Source organism: Anaeromyxobacter sp. PSR-1 (genome assembly GCF_000964525.1).
In the GTDB taxonomy this organism is placed as follows: Bacteria; Myxococcota; Myxococcia; order Myxococcales; family Anaeromyxobacteraceae; genus Anaeromyxobacter.
This window is the reverse complement of the sequence record NZ_BAZG01000011.1, coordinates 1-16,585: the sequence shown is the minus strand read 5'-3', so window position 1 is coordinate 16,585 and position 16,585 is coordinate 1. Positions and strand designations below refer to the sequence as shown.

Genomic DNA, 16,585 nt, shown 5'->3' with positions numbered 1-16,585 from the left:
GAATGGTCCAGGCGCCCTCTTTTCGTCTCGACGCTCAGATCCGCAGCACCTCGCCCTTCAGCGAGTACAGGATCGCCACCACCTCGTTGCGCTCGGGAGCGCCGATCCCGTTCCGCTCCAGGGCGAGCACGATGTCGTCGATCGCGGCGACGAGCTCCTGCTCGTTCACGTTCATGCCGGTGTGCGCCTCGCGCAGGTTCCGGCCGGTGTACGTCTGGGGACCGCCGCTCCCGGACGCGAAGAACTCCACCGTCACGCGCTTCAGGCGCGCCGCGGCCGCCGCCTCGTCGCCGCCGGACGCCTGGGCCCCGCGCGCGAGCGCGAGCCGGAAGCGCGTGCCGATGATGGGGTTCTTCAGGTGGAGGTCGAACACCTCGTTCACGATCTGCGCGATCTTCTCCTCGCCGCCGAGCCGCTCGTACAGGGACGTCGCCATGGCCATGCTCCTTTGCCGGCCTCGCCGGCCGAGGAGTCGTTTACGGGCGCGTGCAACCCGGAACCTTGCGCGCGCGTCCGCCATACTTGACCGCGGCGCCGCGGCCGCGCCGCGGCGGGCGCTCACGCGCCGGGGTCGGAGAGCTCCATGTAGCTCTCGGGGTCGCTCAGGGGAGTGAACCCGGACTTGACATAGAGCCGCGGGTCGTGGGTCACGAGCAGCACGCGGTGCAGGCCCTGCAACGTCGGGTGCGCGAGGATGCAGCGCATCATCCAGGAGCCCAGGCCCTGGCCACGGTGCGCCGGCAGGATGAAGTCGTCGGTGACGAACGCGAACGTCGCGCCGTCGGTGACCACGCGCGCGAACCCGACCTGCCGGTCGCCGTCGTACACGCCGAAGCAGAGCGAGCGCTCCACGGCGCGCTCCAGCACCTCGCGCCGCATGCCGAGCGTGTCCCAGAACTCGGTGGAGAGGAACCGGTGGACGAGGTCCAGGTCGAGGCGGTCCCGGCGCGTGCTGAGCTCGTAGGCGCCGCGGCGCAGCTCGGGGCCGCCGGTCGTCGCCTCGTTCGAAGGGAGCATGGCGTCGCCTCCTCGACCGATTCGTCACGGCAGCCCGGCGCCCGGGCAAGCGCCATCCGGGGCGCTCGCTTCCCCATGTTCCCGCCTACGCGTTCCGTGAAACCGGGCCCATGCATACACGAGCCGGTCCTCGCCCTGGGAGGAAGCCATGAGGGGTTCGCTCGCGTTGGCGCTCGTCGTGATGCTCGGGTGCGGGGGAGGCGATCCGTCGCCGGCGCCCGAGCCCCAGCCTCAGCCGCAGCCCGATCCGCAGCCCCCGGCGCCGCAGCCGCAGCCCCCGGCGCCGCAGCCTGCGCCGCAACCGCAACCGCAACCGCAACCGACGCCGACGCCGCAGCCTCAGCCGGAGCCGCCACCTCAGCCGGAGCCGCAGCCCCAGCCGCAGCCGACCGCGTGCTTCCTCGAGGAGGGCGGGCACGGCGAGTGGCTCTACCACTTCACCCGGTTCGAGGGGGACTGCGGCCCGGGCACGGACTTCTCGAGCAACATGGCCCCCGGGACGTCGTTCTGGCCGTCGGGGCCGATCGACACCTCGCCCTACACGGAATGTCAGACGCTCTCGAACGTGGTCTCGTCCGACCGCTGCCAGAAGAACATCAGCCGGCAGTGCCTCACCGGCGGCGGCGACGTCACGCTCCACCTGGTCGAGGAGTTCCACCAGGAGTCCGCCACACGCATCACCTTCGCGATCGACTTCCGGCGCGACCCCATGGGCGAGCGCGTGGTCGGGTGCTCCGGCCGATACTACGGGACGATCACGAAGGAGTGAGGCGGGGAAGCTGGCGGCGGCCGCTGGCGCCTGCACGGGCGCTCGGGGTCTCGTCCCAGGGCGGGCGGCGCTCGGGTCGCGGGCGTGATAGATGTCAGGGCGGTACGAGTCTCCGGCGCTCCGCCCCGCAGCAGTGGCGCAGCGGCTGCTTGGTCCCCGTCCGCAACGAACGAACGCGCGTCCACCGTCGGTGGGCGCTCGCGGTCATTCCGCCTCTGCGCGGGGTGACGACCTCGCACGCACAGGAGTCGAGACGATGGGCAAGGGACGCTGGATGGACGTGCTCCGGGAGCGGCTTTCTCTGCTCGTGCCGGAGTGGCGCGGGTGGGGGCGGCTCGTCTGGTGCATCCGCCAGCAGCGCGCCCTGGTCGGCTCGGGCGGAAGGGTCGTCTGGGTTCGGGGGTCGGAGCTGGCGTGGGCGACGTGGGGCGCCCGGCACGGGCTCTTCGCGATCGAGCAGATGGACGGGCTCCCGTACCTGCAGCCCGCCGCTCCGGCGCACGACGCCGGGCCGGCGCGCTAGCCGTCGCGGAGCACGACGACGCGGGGCGCGATGTCAGTCCTCGGACTCGTCCGCGCGCGGGCTGCCCGCGTGCGCGGCACGTCGCGTGTCGTCCGCGAGCAGCCGCAGGCAGGAGGTGCACGTGACGCGCAGCGGCCGGTCGGGCGGCGCGACGACGGCGTCCGCGCCGCAGAGCGGCCGGCCGCCGGGGGTCGAGAGCTCGTGGATGACGGGCGAGGCGCGCTCCGCCACGGCCGGGCGTCGCGGCTCCGTGTCGCGTGACCGGCCGTTGGGTTCGTGCATGAACGTTCCTCCATCGATGTGAGGCGCTCGCCGTCGGCCGCGGACGCAGCGGTCCGTGCCTGCCCGGCGACGCAGGGCGGAGGCAGGACCTAACCGCGGCGACGACCGCGCGCCGCGCCGGCATCGAGCCGGTGTGGGTGCGGCGCGGGAGTCGAGCGGTTGCCGGCCCCTACCGGACGAGCCTGGGATCGAACGAGAACGGCTCGGGCGCGCCGTAGGCGACCCGCGCCGCGTCGGGGTGGGCGGGGTTGAGCAGCACGTTCCGCTCGGAGGGGATCACCGCCGAGCGCACCAGCAGGATCGCCGTGCGCCGCTCCGCGATCCAGCGGTCGCCGAACGTCGCGAGCGCCGCCGGCGCCGGGCTGTGGCGCCAGCCGCGGACGTAGACCGAGGGCGGGGCGGTCTCGACCGCGAGGTCGTCCGGCCAGGTCGCCCGGCAGGCGGCGAGCGGCGCGCCGGCGAGGAGGCGCTGGTCGGCGTGGGTGAGCAGCTCGAGCGCGGCGAGGGAGAGCGTCGCGCTCGCGTACGACACGGCCACGCCCTTCGAGTTCCAGCGGCCGCCGTACAGGCGCGCGCCCTCGCCGGAGAAGGCGCGCCGGCCGTCCGGCGCGTGGCGCGCGAAGGTGATGCGCCAGGCGTCCACGTCAGGAGAGGACGCCGTGCTCGAGGCGGCCCAGCTCGTCCATCACCGCGGTGAAGCCGTCGGCGGTGTCGAGCAGGGTGATGGGGATCTCGCCGCCGAGGGCGCGGCAGGGCGCGCGCACCCAGCCGCGGCCGTGCACCTCGCCGAGCAGGTCCTCGGCCTTCGCGAGCACCCGCGCCGCCCGGACCGCGCGCTCGCTCTCCTCGGGCGTGAGCGGCTCGCCCTTCTCGAGGCGCCGGTGCACCGTCCGCACCGGGAGGCGCAGGCTCACGGCGAGGTCCTTCACCGACATGTCGAGCGACGACGCGAGCGTCTGGGTCGAGCGGGCCGGCAGGCCGGCGCGGATGAGGCCGGTCCAGCGGAGGTCGCCGGGCGCGAGCCGCGCCTTCGCCGCGCCCTTCGCGGCCGGGCGGGAGCCCTTCGCGGGCGCGGTGGAGCGCGCCGCGCCCGCCTTCCGCGCCGTCGGCGCACGCCCTCGCAGGAGCGCCCGGCCGCCCAGGATCTCGATCGCCTTCGCCTCGCCCTCTGCCATGTGGCAGATATATCGCGCCAGATGGCGCCGCGCCAGGCGGGCTCCGGCGCAGCGCCCGGGCGCCCGGGCGGCGCGCTCGCGGCCGCCTCGACCTCGGGGCGCCGCGCGCACCGCTCCGGCGCTGGCGCGTCAGGCGGCACGCGCCCTGCGGCGGCGGGAGGGCCTGCGCGCCCGCACCAGGACCGCGGTCGCGAGGCGGGCGATCTCCTGTCGCGGCGCGGCGCCGGCGGCGACGCGCTCGGTGACCGCGAGCGTGGCGATCGGCGCCCGGCCCGCGACCGAAGCCATCTGCGCGAAGGCGCGGTCCGCCCCGTGGCCGCCCATCGTGGCCGCGAACGCCACCGGGGGAAGCCGCTCCCGCTCGAGCCAGAGGTACGTCCGCACCGGCGAGCTCACCGAGTAGGCCCAGACCGGCGTCGCGACCACCACCGCGTCGTAGGTCGCCGGGTCGTGGCGCGGATGCTGGAGCGGCACGAGCACGCCCGAGAGCGCCTCCGCGCCGCTGCGGAGGAACCCGAGCACGCCGGCCCGGTCGGTCGGATCGTGCAGCGGCTCGAGGTCCGCCTCCAGCGCGGCCGCGATCGCGCGCGCGATCCGCCGGGTGTGCCCCGAGCGCGAGTAGTAGGCGACGAGCACCTTCGGGCGATCCATGGTGGTCCCCTCCCGCGCCAGTCTCGCGCCGCGGGGCCGGCACGGTGGGGTCGCGAGCGGGCAGGGGGCCCGGTCGTGCGGGGTGGCCCGAAGGCCGGCGGCGGGATGACGCCGCGTCGATCCGCCGATGACCGCCATGTGCCGCGAGGAGGACGGATCGACAGGCCGTGAACCAGGCGCCGCCCCGGCGGCGGGGCAGGCAGCGCAACTCACCCCGTGTCCAGACTGAAGCGAGGCGCGGGCAGCGGCCGCGTCGGGGCGACTGCGGCAGGGGTTCGCGGGGGAGCGTGGATGAAGGGGAGCTATGGCAGGTTCGCCGCCATGATCGCCACCTCGACGGTGGTCATGCTGGCGCTCATGTACCTGAACACGTACGAGCCGGACCACGTCTACTTCAGCGAGACCCGCACCTACATGGCGCTGATCATGGGCGCGGCGATGGCGGTCGTGATGCTCGCGTTCATGAGGGGCATGTACGGGAAGACGGCGTGGAACGCGGCGATCGTGGCGTTCGCCGTCGCCGTGTTCGGCCTCGCGCTCTACCTCGTCCGCTCCCAGGCGACCGTCGAGGACGTCTCCTGGGTGAAGGCCATGATCCCGCACCACTCGATCGCGATCCTGACGAGCGAGCGCGCGCGGATCACCGACCCGCGCGTCCGGAAGCTCGCGGATGAGATCATCGAGTCGCAGCGGCGCGAGATCGGCGAGATGAAGGCGCTCGTCGAGGAGCTGGAGCGGAAGGGACGCTGAGCCGGACGCGGCCCCGCTCCCACCGCGGGCGAGCTTGACGCGGGCGTCCCGACCCAACACGCTCGGTGCGGGAGGCCGCATGCGCCGGACAGCTGGGGTCGTGCTCGCGATTGCGTTCGGGGTCGGGTTGCTGGGCATGGTCGAGCACCGCTCGGCGGCGACCGGGCTCGCGCCGCGACCGCGAAGGGCTCGAAAGCGGCGCGGCCGCCGCCCAGGTCGCTGGACGACATCTTCCGACTTCGAGGTGAAGACTTCCTCGGCGCCCTGGCGGAGCGAACGTCCCTGAGCGCAGACCGCGTCGGATTCGACGAGCTGAGCCCGAGCGAGGCAGCGCTCCTCGACGTCTGGGCGCTCGAGGCCGAGGTGAACAACGGTGGCTTCGATCAGTACTTCTTCAACTCGTCGGGCGACCGGGCCCGCGGTGCGCTGGCGGGCCTGGAGCTGATCGGCGCCGGCAAGACGGCCGCCATCGTGCGGCGGGCGCTGGCGGTCTTCGGTCGTCAGGGCCCCGCGCCGTCGCGAGCGGCGCGCTGGGAGCAGATGGACAGGTGGGAGCCCGAGGTCGAAGCGACGCTGGACGCGCTCGATACCGAGTTCTACGCGTACCCCGAGCCGCTCGCCGAGCTCATGGAACGACACTGCCGTGCGCACCGGGAGGCGTTCGCGCGGTGAGGGCGGCGGAGCCGGTCGAGGGGCAAACGTCCGCGGGCCAATCGATCACTGCCGTCAGCCCGCCCAGAGCGCCAGCCGCGCCGCGAACGCGCACAGGGTGAGGCCTGTGGCGAGGTCGAGGGCCCGCCATGCGACGGGGCGGGCCAGGAGTGGCGCGAGCGCGTGGGCCGCGAGCCCCAGCCCGCCGAACCACGCCGCGCTCGCCGCCGCGGCGCCGCCGAGGAACCACGGCGTCCCGCCCGCCGGCTGGGCCACCGCCTGTGTGCCCACGAGCAGGACCGTGTCGAGGTAGACGTGCGGGTTGAGGAAGGTGAAGGAGGCGCCCTGGGCGAGCGCCGCGCGCCGGGAGAGCGGCGCGCCGCCGGCGGGCGCGAGCGCGTCCCGGCGCGTGGCCCGGCGAAGCGCGCGGAGGCCATAGAGCGCCAGCGCGGCCACGCCGCCCCAGGTGACGAGCGCGACGGCCGCGGGGTGAGCCTGCACCGCGGCGCTCACGCCGGCCACGCCGGAGATCATGAGCAGCGCGTCGGCGGCCGTGCAGAGCAGCACCACTGGCCAGACGTGCTCGCGGCGGAGCCCCTGTCGCAGCACGAACGCGTTCTGCGGGCCGACCGCGACGATGAGGGAGGCCTGGAGGCCGAAGCCCGCCAGCAGAGAGGCGTTCATGCGCGGCAACATGCGGCGCGAGTGGATTCAGGTACAGTGAAGAGTGCTGCAGATGGTTAAGCGTCGCTAAGGCCGGGCCGGCCACGCCGTGCGCAGCGAGGAGGCTCCCGTGCTGGACTACCCGTTGCTCGAGGCGATCGCCGCGGTGGACCGCGAGGGCAGCTTCGAGGGCGCCGCGAGGGCGCTGCACCTCACGCCGTCCGCCGTGTCGCAGCGTGTGAAGCTGCTGGAGGAGCGGGTCGGCTCGACGCTCGTCGTGCGCGGCCGTCCCTGCGCGGCCACGCCGACCGGCCGCCGCCTCTGCCGCCACGTGGAGCAGGTGGGGCTCCTCGAGCGCGAGCTGCGCGGCGTGTTGCCCGGCGTCGCCGCCGGGGACGAGCCCGGGGCCGCGGCGGTGCTGCGGGTCGCCGTCAACGCCGACAGCCTGGCGACGTGGTTCCCCGCGGTCATGGCCCGCTTCGCGGCGGAGGACGGGACGCTCCTCGACGTCGCTCTCGACGACGAGGCGCACACCGCCGAGTGGCTCCGCACCGGCCAGGTGCTGGCGGCCGTCGCCGCGCGGGCCGAGCCCGTGCCCGGGTGCCGGAGCGTGGCGCTCGGGCGGCTGCGCTACGTCGCGACCGCGAGCCCCGCCTTCGTCGCCCGGCACCTGCGCGCGGGCGTCGATGCGTCCACGTTGGCGCGCGCCCCCACGCTCCGCTTCGGCCCCAAGGACGCGCTGCAGCGCCGCTGGATCCGGAAGGTCTGCCGCCGCGAGCTCGACCCGCCCGCGCACGTGCTCCCCGCGACGCAGGCCTTCCTCGACGCCACGCTCACCGGCCTGGCCTGGGGAATGAACCCGGAGCACCTCGCGCTGCCGCACCTCGCGGCGGGGCGGCTGGTGGAGCTGGTCCCGGGAACGTCGATCGACGTTCCGCTGCACTGGCAGCACGCGCGGCTCGCGCCGCCGGCTCTGGAGCGGCTCACGCGGGCGGTCGTGGCGGAGGCGAGGGAGGGGTTGGGCAGGGGATAGGGGCGGAGTTGCAGGCGCCGTTCAACGGTTCGTGAAGCGGTCGCCGCCCGGGCGGCGGGGCAGCAGCGCTTCGTGCCTGGCGCCAGACTGAGGCGAGGCGCGAGCAGCCGCGGGTCCGCGTAAGGGTGTACCGCGGTCCCGTCGGGACGACTGCTGCACGGTTCGAGCTCTGACTTCGCGGAAAGCACTCCGGTACACTTCGGCGATGGAAGAGCGGGGAGCGGACTCCGGAAGCACGTGGTGGAACGATCGGCAACCTCGGTTCACATTGCTGGTCATCGCCATCTACGCGCTCCTGGTCGTCGTCTTCGAGGCCGGGCTCGGGTGTGGCGATCGGATCGGCCTTCGCGGGGGCGGGGCCGGCGTCTACTTGCTCGTCATCGCGTTCTACGGGCTCATCGCGAACGTCTGCTACGAGCTGATCGCTCGGGTCGAGGGGCTCGCAAAGCCCAAGAACGTCGCTGCGTACCGCCGGAGGATGTTCGTGGTGGCGGTCGTGCTCGGGATCGTGATTCCGGTCGTCGTCGGCGCGTTGTTCTAGGTCGCCGGTCACACGGAGCCGTTCGGCGGGGGAGCCGGAGGCAGAAGGAGCCGGTTGGCGTGGCCGTCGTTCTTCGGCACGACCACGTTCACCACTCCGAGAGCGTCGAGGTCGGCGCACATCATTGCGCCGACGCGGGCGTTCGCCGCATCCGCACGCTCAGTGATCGCTTGGATCTCACGGAACGCGCGCTCGACCGCCTCTCGTTGCTCTGCGGCATCCGCGGGGCAGGTCTGCATGCCGAGCAGTCCGAGCACCTGGAGGTTCGCGACGAGTGCGTTGCGGTCCGGTTCCGCTGCCGCAGAGCGTGATCGCACGATTTCGGGGCGGTGACTCCGCGCCGGCCCACCTTCGGCAGGCCGCGACGTCTTGAAGTCGTGACTCGTCGCTCTCTGCAGAGTCGGACGACCGTCGCGGCCGCCGGGCGCCAGAGCCGGCTGGGTGCCCTTCGGTGCGTACCGTAATTAGAAGAAGGCCCGCTCGACGTTCGGTCGAACGGGCCCTTAACTGGCTGGATCTGCTCAGCAAATGCTGAGAGCCGACACCCAGACTTGAACTGGGGACCTGCTGATTACGAATTGTACGCCAATGGTTATCGCCAAATAACACGGCATCACATACGCAACGGCCGACCCATTGAAATCTTTGGTGAACCACTAACCGGCGGCGTACATTGTGTGTAACAAGACAACACACAAGAACAGCCATGATTTCACCCCTATACACACCCCCAGGAGTCGTCACGATGCCGTCGGCGCCTAAGCGCAGCCGGCGGTCGTACGGCTACTTTGTGGGTGCGCTGTATAGTGGTGACCGGATTCGGCTTCATTGTGCGAGCGTGCACAATGTTGCTACCGTCCGGCGCCAGCAAGGGAGCGCCGATGCCATCCATCCGCCTGACGGCCGTCGCCGTTGAGAAACTCGCCACCCCCGCAACCGGCCGCCTCGAGGTCTACGACGCCGAGGTGCCCGGCCTCGTCCTCCGGGTGTCCGCTTCCGGCGTGAAGAGTTGGTCGTTCACGTACCGCGTCAAGGGCGATCCTCGTCGGCTGACGCTCGGCGCCTTCCCGGGCGTCACGCTCAAGCTCGCGAGAGAGCGCGCCCGCGACGCGAGGGCGGCGGTCCAGCGTGGCGAGGACCCGGTCTCCGACCGGAAGGAAGCGGAGAGGGAGCAGGCGCTCAACGGGTTCACCGCCTGCAAAAAGGACTTCATCGAGAAGTATGCGAAGCCGAAGAACAAGACGTGGAAGGAGACGGAGCGCGTGCTCGACCGGCTCGCGGTTCCGGTCTGGGGCGATCGGCCGGTGAAGGAGATCCGGCGGCGAGACGTGGTGGAACTCATCGAGGACGTGGCAAGCGATACGCCTTTCCAGGCGAACCAGTTGCGGCTCCATCTCTCCAAGATGTTCAGCTGGCTCCTCGTCCGCGAGGTCGTGGATGCCAACCCAGTCACGGGCATCCCGCCGCCTGTGGACCTCCACCCGCGCGAGCGCATCCTGTCCGACGCCGAACTGGTAGCCCTGTGGAAAGCGACCCTGCGGCTCGGGTTCCCGTTCGGCCCCGCCACGCGGTTCCTGCTGCTGACGGGTGTACGCCGGAACGAGGCGGGGTTCCTGCGGTGGGACGAGTTGGACGGCAACTGGGCCGCCATGCCCGGCTCGCGGATGAAGAACGGGCGCGACTTCCGGGCGCCGCTTTCCGCCGCCGCCAAGGCGATCGTCGACTCCATGCCGAAGCTCGGCGTCTACGTGTTCACCACGAATGGGAAGACGCCGATCTCGGGGTGGGGGAAGGCCAAGGAGCGCCTAGACAAGCTCATGTCCGAGGAACTCCGCGAACGCGTGGCCGAATGGCGGTTCCACGACCTGCGTCGGACGATGGCCACAGGCGTCGCGATGCTGGGCTACCGCCGCGAGGTCATCGATCGCATCCTCGCGCACGTGCCGCAGAAGTCGGACGTGACGAGCTCCGTCTACAACCGCTTCATGTACGACGCGGAGGCGATGGAGGCGGTTCAGAAGTGGGCGGCGCACGTCGCGCGGCTGACGACCGGGCTCGAGGTCGTCCAGACCGCGGATGCCTCAGTGTAACGGCGGCACGGACAGCCACGGCTTCACGGTGGGGGTACCTGGGACACGTACCCCCTCCCGAAAACCCACCAAAGCGCGGAATTCGCAGTCAGGCGCGGCCGGGGGGCCCCCGCCATACCGCCGCTACCGCGCGTGCGGGTCGCCAGGGATCGCGTCCCAGTTGCCCACGTCGAGGGCGAGTGCCCGTTCCAAGCGAACCCGGTACGCTGCCGCGACCGCCTTGATGTCGGCGAGTGCGGTAGCGGCGGTCGCTGTCGGCTTGTAGAGCGTGGTGTTGGGCAGGTTGTAGGATTGCCCGTTGTGCGTCCAGAAGTCGGAGTAGCCCTTCTCCTTCATCGCGTTCTTGACCTCGACGTGCCTCGCGTCGACGTCGTACGTGACGACAGCGGCCATCGCGCTAGCCCTTCCGCTCCGGCGGGTCGTTCCCGTAGCTGTTCCGCTCGCCGATCTCACCGTCCTTCTTGTGGATGACGTGCTCGGTCTCGCGCTGGATCGCCTGCTTCCGCCCAGCCTCTTCAGCGTTCGCCTTCTTGTGGTGCTCGCTGAGGACCTTCCCGTTCTGCTTGTTCGCCCAACCCGAACCGCTCGGCACGGTGTGGACCGCGCCGCTCGTACCGCCCTTGCCGCTCCTGGCCATGAGTGGCCTCCTTTCGCGCTTGGTTGTGCGCCAGGGGTCTGACATTGCCGTACGTGCCGCACGTTCAGGCTGGAGCGAACTCGCGGGATCACCCTCAGTTCACGCGGACTTACGGGCGAGCGATGCAAGCACTCGAAGTTCTTAAGGAGAAGAGTCACTCCGCGATGTGGGCGACCAGAAGCCGAGTTCCCGGACCCCAGACCCAGCGTGTCAGACCTGTGTGGGACGATGCCCGGCATGGCTGACCTCCCGCGACTGGCCGAGATCGTCGAAGCACGAAAGTCCGTTGAGCGCCTTCAGTCGTTCGACGCATCGACACTGACGCGAGCGGGCGAACTGGGAAGCCTCAATTTCCAGGATGTGGTTGCCCCGGCGCAGCGCCTGATCAACTTGGTGTCGCTGATCTCGCTCGACGCGATCGACGACCTGCCCATCGCACATGCGAATGCGGTCAGGAGCCAAGCTGATTCGATCTTTAGCTACTTCGATCAAATCCTGAAGTTCACCCTTGAGGTAGGGAGTCCGAAGCAGGCCCGGGACCAGTTCGTAGCGCAGGTCCGGACGGCCTACGACCACGCCTGGACGGCGCTGAACCCCGTGATCGCGTACTCGCTTCGTCGCTCATCAGACTTCGATCGACTCGAGCGCGAGGCGCGTGCGACGATCCAAAGCATGAAGGATCGCGTCGCGGAACTCGAGGCCGAGATGGCGAAGCGGAAGGCTGACGCGGACGAAACCCTCAAAGAGATTCGGAAGGTCGCTGGCGAACACGGTGTGTCGCAGCAGGCGATTTACTTCAAAGATGAGGCGGAGGCTCACGACAAGTTGGCGACAACGTGGTTGAACCGCACTGTCGGACTCACGATCGTGTTGCTCGGGTACGCCGTGTCCACGTTCTTCATCCACAAGATTCCGTGGCTCGCGCCCCAGGGGGTCTACGAAACGGCCCAACTCGCGGTCAGCAAGGCCTTGGTGTTCGTGACCATTGCCTTCCTGCTGGTTCTGGCCGCGCGCAACTACACGGCGCATCGTCACAACGCTGTGGTCAACAAGCATCGTCAGAACGGGCTTGTCACTTATGGTGCGCTAGTCAAGGCCGCGAGTGCAGGTGCGAATAGTGACATCATCCTGACGAAGGCGGCTGAGTGCATCTTCGATTCCCAGTCCACGGGGTTCGCCAAGGGAGACGGAGTTGACTCCGGGGGTATGTCGATGATCAACGTAGGCGTTCCCGCCCTGAAGATGACCGGTCCAACTAGCTAATGGCGAGTCCTCCCCGCGAAAGATTGACGTTCTCTCAGGCATATGGGCATGAGCCGCTGCCAGCGCCACTGCGCCTTGGCGAGCTGCCACAGGCGGTTCGAAATGCGCTCTTTGCGGTCCTGGTTGAGCATCTGACTTCGTCAACGACAGTGACGTACCTGACGTCCGGGGCCGTCCGACGAAGGCTTCGGGACCCATGGCTATCGATCCTGCGGAAGCAGCATGTGCACTTCTACCAGAGGCCCGCGGATGAATTTGAGCCTTCTTGGTCAGACGTCATAGCCGACATTAAGAGCACATGCTTCAACGCGCAGTTCGACAGGGTGCTCTCGCTCATAGAGTTCTTTTCCCGTGAGGACTTCCTGATCGATCCTTCGCTGGCGGATGAGTTCAACAGCGTATTCGAAGCGTATTCGGTTCCGTATCGGTTGGTTGATCCCGGGCCCAGCGTGATCCCGATGGCGACGGAGGAAGAGGGGCAAGTCGTCAGGCAGGCTTTCTTGGATCTTGGCAGCGATAGGTTCGCAGGGGCGAGGAAACACCTCCACGACGCCGGCGTCTACCTTGGCCAACCCGGGAAGGAAGCGGGCAGCATCCGCGAGAGTATTCACGCGGTAGAGTCCGTCTGTAAGGTTCTTGCGGAGTCGCCCAATGCGACGTTGACCTCTGCGCTCGGTCGCTTGAAGACCAAGATCCCGATGCATCCGGCCTTCGCGACCGCCTTGGAAAAGCTCTACAGCTATACGAACGACGAGAAGGGGATTCGCCATGCCCAGCTCGGGAATGAGGCAAACGCGGACCTTGCCGATGCGCAGTTCATGTTCGGTACCTGCGCTTCGTTCGTGAGCTACCTCATCGGCAGGGCCCGGACAGCAGGGCTTGTCTAAGCGTTCGTAGGCTTCTTGCTCTTCGCCCATCGCTGGTACTGCGTCCGCGCCGTGTAGAAGGCGATCCCGCGCCGGATGCACTCGTCCACGATCTCCTTGCGCGTGGCCTGCGGGTTAGCCTTCCGCATCTCGTCTGCCATGGCCCATACCGCCTTGGTCGGCTTCTCGACCGTGGACTTGCTGGGCTTGGCAACCTCGGGCTTTGCTGGGGCAGGGGAGGCGGGCGGGGTCGCCGCGGGCGTGGTGGCCACAGGTGGCGACTTCGGCTGGTCGGCGTAGTCCTGGACAACGAGCTTGGGCGCCTCGGCCGGCGGGGTCGCCGCGCTTGCGGGAGCGTTGTCCAAAGGTGACGTCGCAGGCGGCTCCTTCGGCGTCCACTCCCAGTGGCTCTTGCCCGCGCTCTCCCAGACCTGGACTACTTCGTAATCGCCCTCCTTGTGTCCAGCCTTCTTCGCCGCGCGAACCGCCGATGCCCTGAGTTCGTAGGTCTTCGTCGTCATGTGAGCCTCCGCTACGAGATGCGGGTCCAGGTTGCGCGTACTGGTCCCACGCCGTGAAGGACTGCCCGACCTCGAGCGCCCCGATGGCCTCCACCTCATCCATCGAGTCGAAATCGAAGTCGCCGGAGAACTCGTCGAACGTCCCGACCTGCGTGTCACCCGACTTGAAGTCCACACGGGACATTGCGCGCTACTCCGGTCCGGCTGGGAGGGCCATTCCTCCTCAACCGTTGACCGTAGTGTCACGCCACTCGTGTTCTTTGGCTCCTGTTGTCGTAAGGCGATCTCGGGTCCGATGATTGCGCTGTGAGTTTCGCAGGGAGGATTAGGTAGGGACCGGGTGGGTGGCGGGTAGGGACCTCGGGGAATGGTAGATTCCCGTGTAGCCGTGGTGGGTTATCTGCGCTCTGGGTAGGCAGGTAGGAAGGGTGGGTAGGGTAAACAGATAGCGCGGTCTAGACGCAAGTAGATCAAACAAAAGCCATACTGGTACTACCTACCCTTCCTACCTTCCTACCTACTCTATACATAAACTACTGTATTCATTAGGGGTGAGTCATCTTCGAGTGGGTAGGGAAGCTAGGTAGGAAGAGCGGTTGAGGTTCCTACCTACTCGGCGTGATGAAGAGCCCGTTAGATCGGGTTCAGCGCGGACTGAAGTGGTCCAGGAGACAGGTGCCGGACGCCCAGACCTCGTGCCAGCAAGCGCACCGAACGCGTACTGTTGGCCCCTAGCTCAAGTTCGCGGTGCCCGACGTCAGCCCAATCTGTGGACACCAATCGGCGTCGCCGTAGCTGGGGTGGCACGAGATGCTCTCGCGAGCCGGTCGAGCGGTTCGACGGGTCGGTCCACGACCGTAGTGTCGTGCCTGTACGTCACCCCGACAAGCCACCCCAGCGCTGCCGCGGCTGCCCAAGTCGTTGACGGCACACGCCCTTCGCCGTCGGGCACACTGATTAACTATCAGTCACTCGGCGACCCGGACCGGGGGGTGCACCCCTCCATTCGACCCCCGGGGGGCGCGGCATGTCCGCGTGCCAATTCTTGGGTCCTCTAGCCTAGCTCACCGAGCGTGATCCCGGACCGATCCCTGGGGATCAACAAGGATCGGGTGACCGTTAGGCGTCTACGTTTTCACGGTGTGACACTCACCGTGTTTATGGCTCCGCTACCAATCACGCCGCCCTGGCTCGGGTCGTCTGGGGCGTCACCAGCAGCAGGAGGTGCCGAATCTCCTCCGGTGCCGGTGTCTCCTGCTGCTGGTCCTTCTGGCGAGGAACGCGCGAAGCCCACGCATGATCCGGCGACGGGTCGGTTCGTGAAGGGCGGGGGCGGCCGTCCGAAAGGCTCGAAGAACAAGGCCACTGTGGCCATCGAAGCCATGTTCGAGGGGGAGGCCGAGCAGATTGGCCGCCGTTGCATCGCGCTCGCGAAGGCCGGCGATCCCACTGCGCTGAAGCTGGTCATGGACCGTATCGCGCCCGTGCGGAAGGGCCGTCCGCTGCATGGGCTGGCCCGCCGGTCCAACGAATCGTCGATGGACGCCCTGCTCCGCGCGGTGCTCGAGGGCGAGCTCACGCCCGAGGAGGGCAAGGACGTGGTCGGCATGATCGAGAGCGCCGCCCGTATCGCCGCCACGAAGGTGCTCGCCGAGCAGCGACAGGAGCAGATCGAGGCCTTGAAGCGGGCCGGCGCGTCCGGCGCGCTCGGCGGCGGGGTCATGGTGGTTCCGATCGGAACGATGAACGAGTGGGAAGAGGCGGCGTCACCTGCGCAGCACCTACTGAAGGCACAAGCAAAGGAGTGACGGTCATGGCGAAGTACCTCGTTGGCAGCCCGGATGCGGAGCACTTCATCGACCTCGCAGTTCTCGAGTCGGGTACCAAGGCGATGCTCGGCGATCCGACGAAGATCGGTTCGGCGGTGGGACCGGAGATCGTTCACGCCCACATGGCGCTGCGCGAAGGTGCGCGGAAGGTGGCCGCGCTCGTGGCCGACCCGACGCGTACCGATGTGGCGAAGCACGAGGCCGCGAAGAAGGTTGCCGGTGAGGTGACCGACAAGCTGCGCAAGGCCAAGTCCGCCATCGAAGCCCGCGCGAATCAGCTCAGGGCCGATGCACTCCGCGCCGCCGAATGCGAGTTCGGGCCGAAGCCGGACCGTGCCGGTCTCCACACTGAGGTCCGCACCTGGCTGCGAGAGCAAGCGAGGCAGCCGGACGGGCTGGAGACGATCCGCAAGGCGATGGCGGAGAACGATGATCTCGCATCGGTGGTTTATCACTCGCCGACGTTCCTTACGGGCCTGCCGAAGTCCACGCACGAGACGCTCCGCCTCGATGCTCTGGAGGCGCGTCGTCCAGCGATCTACGGGATGATCAGCGCCGCTCACGATCTCGACGAGCTGGCGCCGAAGTACGACAAGGCGATCAGCAAGGTCACGCTCTTCTTCTACAACCCGGAGATGGCGAACCAGGCCAACAAGCGCGTGGAGGTCTGACGTGACGCTGGCGCAGGAACGGCTCGCGACGTTCGCCGAGTGGGTGGTCGCGTCGTCGCGAGACTGCACGTCTCCCCTCGGCGATCGCATCATCAAGGGGCCGTACGCCATCTTCGTTCCGCTCGATCTGGCTCTGGCTCCGAGCCAGACCTTCGCCACAGAGCACCTGCCCCTGTGGATACCGGAGCAGCAGGTCATCCCGAACCTGCCGCTCTGCACGCAGAGCACGCCGCAGTCGCAGGGCCGCAGGGCGGGACGTCTTCGGCACATCGTCTGGAGTTTCAACCAAGGCCGATTCGAGGGCGCCATCCTGGGCCTGACGGATCGGGGCGAGCCGTTGCAGAGCGTCATGGAGCGCCAAGCGCCGACGCTCGACCTCGCCACGTATCCGGTGTTGTTCGCGCCGCTCTGGGACCTCGACGCCGAAACGCGGACGTTCCTGGACCGGCGCCTCCCAGTGATCCGCGGTTAAAACACGGGCTTCGCCGGTACCCCTTACCAACCCCCGACCCCTCCCCGGAAAACGTGCCAGGCACGGTTTGGCGAGGTGTGGTGGGGGTGCCCGTGGGGCCGTTCAGTGGGTAGGTATCCCCGTCCCGTACCGCTGAACCATCTCCCAGGCGACCTCGCAGTTGACGACCGCGATCTGGTGG

General features: G+C 69.0%; 23 protein-coding genes. 12 read left to right on the top strand and 11 right to left on the bottom strand.

Annotated features, from left to right (window positions below; translation table 11 throughout):
• Positions 1 to 34: 34 nt before the first annotated feature.
• Positions 35 to 436, bottom strand: a complete 402-nt coding sequence (locus PSR1_RS03595; protein ID WP_059436270.1) for a group 1 truncated hemoglobin — start codon at positions 434 to 436, stop codon at positions 35 to 37.
• Positions 437 to 558: 122 nt separating this feature from the next.
• Positions 559 to 1,017, bottom strand: a complete 459-nt coding sequence (locus tag PSR1_RS03590; protein WP_059436269.1) for a GNAT family N-acetyltransferase — start codon at positions 1,015 to 1,017, stop codon at positions 559 to 561.
• Positions 1,018 to 1,504: 487 nt separating this feature from the next.
• On the opposite strand from PSR1_RS03590, the gene PSR1_RS24380 reads away from it, so the two are divergent.
• Together PSR1_RS24380 and PSR1_RS03580 are read left to right on the top strand one after the other, a co-directional pair.
• Positions 1,505 to 1,786, top strand: coding sequence for a hypothetical protein (locus PSR1_RS24380; protein WP_082100124.1), 282 nt, complete (start codon positions 1,505 to 1,507; stop codon positions 1,784 to 1,786).
• Between the two features lie 256 nt (positions 1,787 to 2,042).
• The gene (locus tag PSR1_RS03580; protein ID WP_059436267.1) at positions 2,043 to 2,309 is read left to right on the top strand and encodes a hypothetical protein; all 267 of its coding nucleotides are present in this window, start codon (positions 2,043 to 2,045) and stop codon (positions 2,307 to 2,309) included.
• A 33-nt stretch (positions 2,310 to 2,342) separates the two neighbouring features.
• Here the strand turns inward: PSR1_RS03580 and PSR1_RS03575 are convergent, their stop codons facing one another.
• From PSR1_RS03575 to PSR1_RS03560, 4 genes are all read right to left on the bottom strand, one after another.
• Entirely contained in the window at positions 2,343 to 2,591 is a 249-nt protein-coding gene (locus tag PSR1_RS03575) for a hypothetical protein (protein ID WP_059436266.1), read from the bottom strand.
• A gap of 169 nt (positions 2,592 to 2,760) precedes the next feature.
• Complete coding sequence (locus tag PSR1_RS03570; RefSeq protein ID WP_059436265.1) at positions 2,761 to 3,234, bottom strand: RES family NAD+ phosphorylase; 474 nt, start codon at positions 3,232 to 3,234, stop codon at positions 2,761 to 2,763.
• A gap of 1 nt (position 3,235) precedes the next feature.
• A complete protein-coding gene (locus PSR1_RS03565) occupies positions 3,236 to 3,766 on the bottom strand; it encodes an antitoxin Xre/MbcA/ParS toxin-binding domain-containing protein (RefSeq protein WP_059436264.1) in 531 nt (176 codons plus the stop codon).
• A 129-nt stretch (positions 3,767 to 3,895) separates the two neighbouring features.
• Positions 3,896 to 4,417: an NAD(P)H-dependent oxidoreductase gene (locus tag PSR1_RS03560; protein ID WP_059436263.1), complete on the bottom strand. Its 522-nt coding sequence runs from the start codon at positions 4,415 to 4,417 to the stop codon at positions 3,896 to 3,898.
• 291 nt (positions 4,418 to 4,708) lie between these two features.
• On the opposite strand from PSR1_RS03560, the gene PSR1_RS24375 reads away from it, so the two are divergent.
• Together PSR1_RS24375 and PSR1_RS03550 are read left to right on the top strand one after the other, a co-directional pair.
• Positions 4,709 to 5,167, top strand: coding sequence for a DUF305 domain-containing protein (locus PSR1_RS24375; protein WP_059436262.1), 459 nt, complete (start codon positions 4,709 to 4,711; stop codon positions 5,165 to 5,167).
• A gap of 219 nt (positions 5,168 to 5,386) precedes the next feature.
• Positions 5,387 to 5,839 carry a DMP19 family protein gene (locus tag PSR1_RS03550; RefSeq protein WP_082100123.1) on the top strand — a complete coding sequence of 151 codons (453 nt, stop codon included), beginning with the start codon at positions 5,387 to 5,389 and terminating at the stop codon, positions 5,837 to 5,839.
• Positions 5,840 to 5,893: 54 nt separating this feature from the next.
• On the opposite strand, the gene PSR1_RS03545 is transcribed toward PSR1_RS03550, so the two are convergent.
• Complete coding sequence (locus PSR1_RS03545) at positions 5,894 to 6,502, bottom strand: LysE/ArgO family amino acid transporter (protein WP_059436260.1); 609 nt, start codon at positions 6,500 to 6,502, stop codon at positions 5,894 to 5,896.
• Positions 6,503 to 6,611: 109 nt separating this feature from the next.
• Between PSR1_RS03545 and PSR1_RS03540 the strand changes: the two genes are divergently transcribed.
• Entirely contained in the window at positions 6,612 to 7,514 is a 903-nt protein-coding gene (locus tag PSR1_RS03540; protein WP_059436259.1) for a LysR family transcriptional regulator ArgP, read from the top strand.
• A gap of 205 nt (positions 7,515 to 7,719) precedes the next feature.
• Complete coding sequence (locus tag PSR1_RS03535; RefSeq protein ID WP_059436258.1) at positions 7,720 to 8,055, top strand: hypothetical protein; 336 nt, start codon at positions 7,720 to 7,722, stop codon at positions 8,053 to 8,055.
• 8 nt (positions 8,056 to 8,063) lie between these two features.
• Here PSR1_RS03535 and PSR1_RS23725 read toward each other — a convergent pair whose 3' ends face one another.
• A complete protein-coding gene (locus PSR1_RS23725) occupies positions 8,064 to 8,312 on the bottom strand; it encodes a hypothetical protein (RefSeq protein ID WP_152643290.1) in 249 nt (82 codons plus the stop codon).
• 624 nt (positions 8,313 to 8,936) lie between these two features.
• Here PSR1_RS23725 and PSR1_RS03525 point away from each other — a divergent pair.
• Positions 8,937 to 10,145 carry a site-specific integrase gene (locus PSR1_RS03525; RefSeq protein WP_059436256.1) on the top strand — a complete coding sequence of 403 codons (1,209 nt, stop codon included), beginning with the start codon at positions 8,937 to 8,939 and terminating at the stop codon, positions 10,143 to 10,145.
• A 123-nt stretch (positions 10,146 to 10,268) separates the two neighbouring features.
• On the opposite strand, the gene PSR1_RS03520 is transcribed toward PSR1_RS03525, so the two are convergent.
• Positions 10,269 to 10,538 (bottom strand): hypothetical protein, encoded by a 270-nt coding sequence (locus tag PSR1_RS03520; RefSeq protein WP_059436255.1) that lies wholly within the window; start codon positions 10,536 to 10,538, stop codon positions 10,269 to 10,271.
• Positions 10,539 to 10,542: 4 nt separating this feature from the next.
• Positions 10,543 to 10,782 carry a DUF2188 domain-containing protein gene (locus tag PSR1_RS03515; RefSeq protein ID WP_059436254.1) on the bottom strand — a complete coding sequence of 80 codons (240 nt, stop codon included), beginning with the start codon at positions 10,780 to 10,782 and terminating at the stop codon, positions 10,543 to 10,545.
• Between the two features lie 237 nt (positions 10,783 to 11,019).
• On the opposite strand from PSR1_RS03515, the gene PSR1_RS03510 reads away from it, so the two are divergent.
• Complete coding sequence (locus PSR1_RS03510; RefSeq protein ID WP_059436253.1) at positions 11,020 to 12,045, top strand: hypothetical protein; 1,026 nt, start codon at positions 11,020 to 11,022, stop codon at positions 12,043 to 12,045.
• On the top strand, positions 12,045 to 12,932 hold the full coding sequence (locus PSR1_RS03505) for an AbiJ-NTD4 domain-containing protein (protein WP_160308999.1): 888 nt from the start codon (positions 12,045 to 12,047) through the stop codon (positions 12,930 to 12,932). The genes PSR1_RS03510 and PSR1_RS03505 overlap by 1 nt, the downstream gene beginning before the upstream one ends.
• Here PSR1_RS03505 and PSR1_RS03500 read toward each other — a convergent pair.
• Positions 12,929 to 13,432 carry a hypothetical protein gene (locus tag PSR1_RS03500; protein WP_059436251.1) on the bottom strand — a complete coding sequence of 168 codons (504 nt, stop codon included), beginning with the start codon at positions 13,430 to 13,432 and terminating at the stop codon, positions 12,929 to 12,931. The two genes, PSR1_RS03505 and PSR1_RS03500, sit on opposite strands and share 4 nt — an antisense overlap.
• Positions 13,433 to 14,799: 1,367 nt before the next feature.
• Here PSR1_RS03500 and PSR1_RS03495 point away from each other — a divergent pair.
• The 3 genes from PSR1_RS03495 to PSR1_RS03485 are packed head-to-tail and all read left to right on the top strand — an operon-like array spanning position 14,800 to position 16,404.
• The gene (locus PSR1_RS03495; protein ID WP_059436250.1) at positions 14,800 to 15,240 is read left to right on the top strand and encodes a hypothetical protein; all 441 of its coding nucleotides are present in this window, start codon (positions 14,800 to 14,802) and stop codon (positions 15,238 to 15,240) included.
• A gap of 5 nt (positions 15,241 to 15,245) precedes the next feature.
• Entirely contained in the window at positions 15,246 to 15,932 is a 687-nt protein-coding gene (locus PSR1_RS03490; RefSeq protein WP_059436249.1) for a hypothetical protein, read from the top strand.
• 1 nt (position 15,933) lies between these two features.
• The gene (locus tag PSR1_RS03485) at positions 15,934 to 16,404 is read left to right on the top strand and encodes a hypothetical protein (protein ID WP_059436248.1); all 471 of its coding nucleotides are present in this window, start codon (positions 15,934 to 15,936) and stop codon (positions 16,402 to 16,404) included.
• Positions 16,405 to 16,585 lie beyond the last annotated feature (181 nt).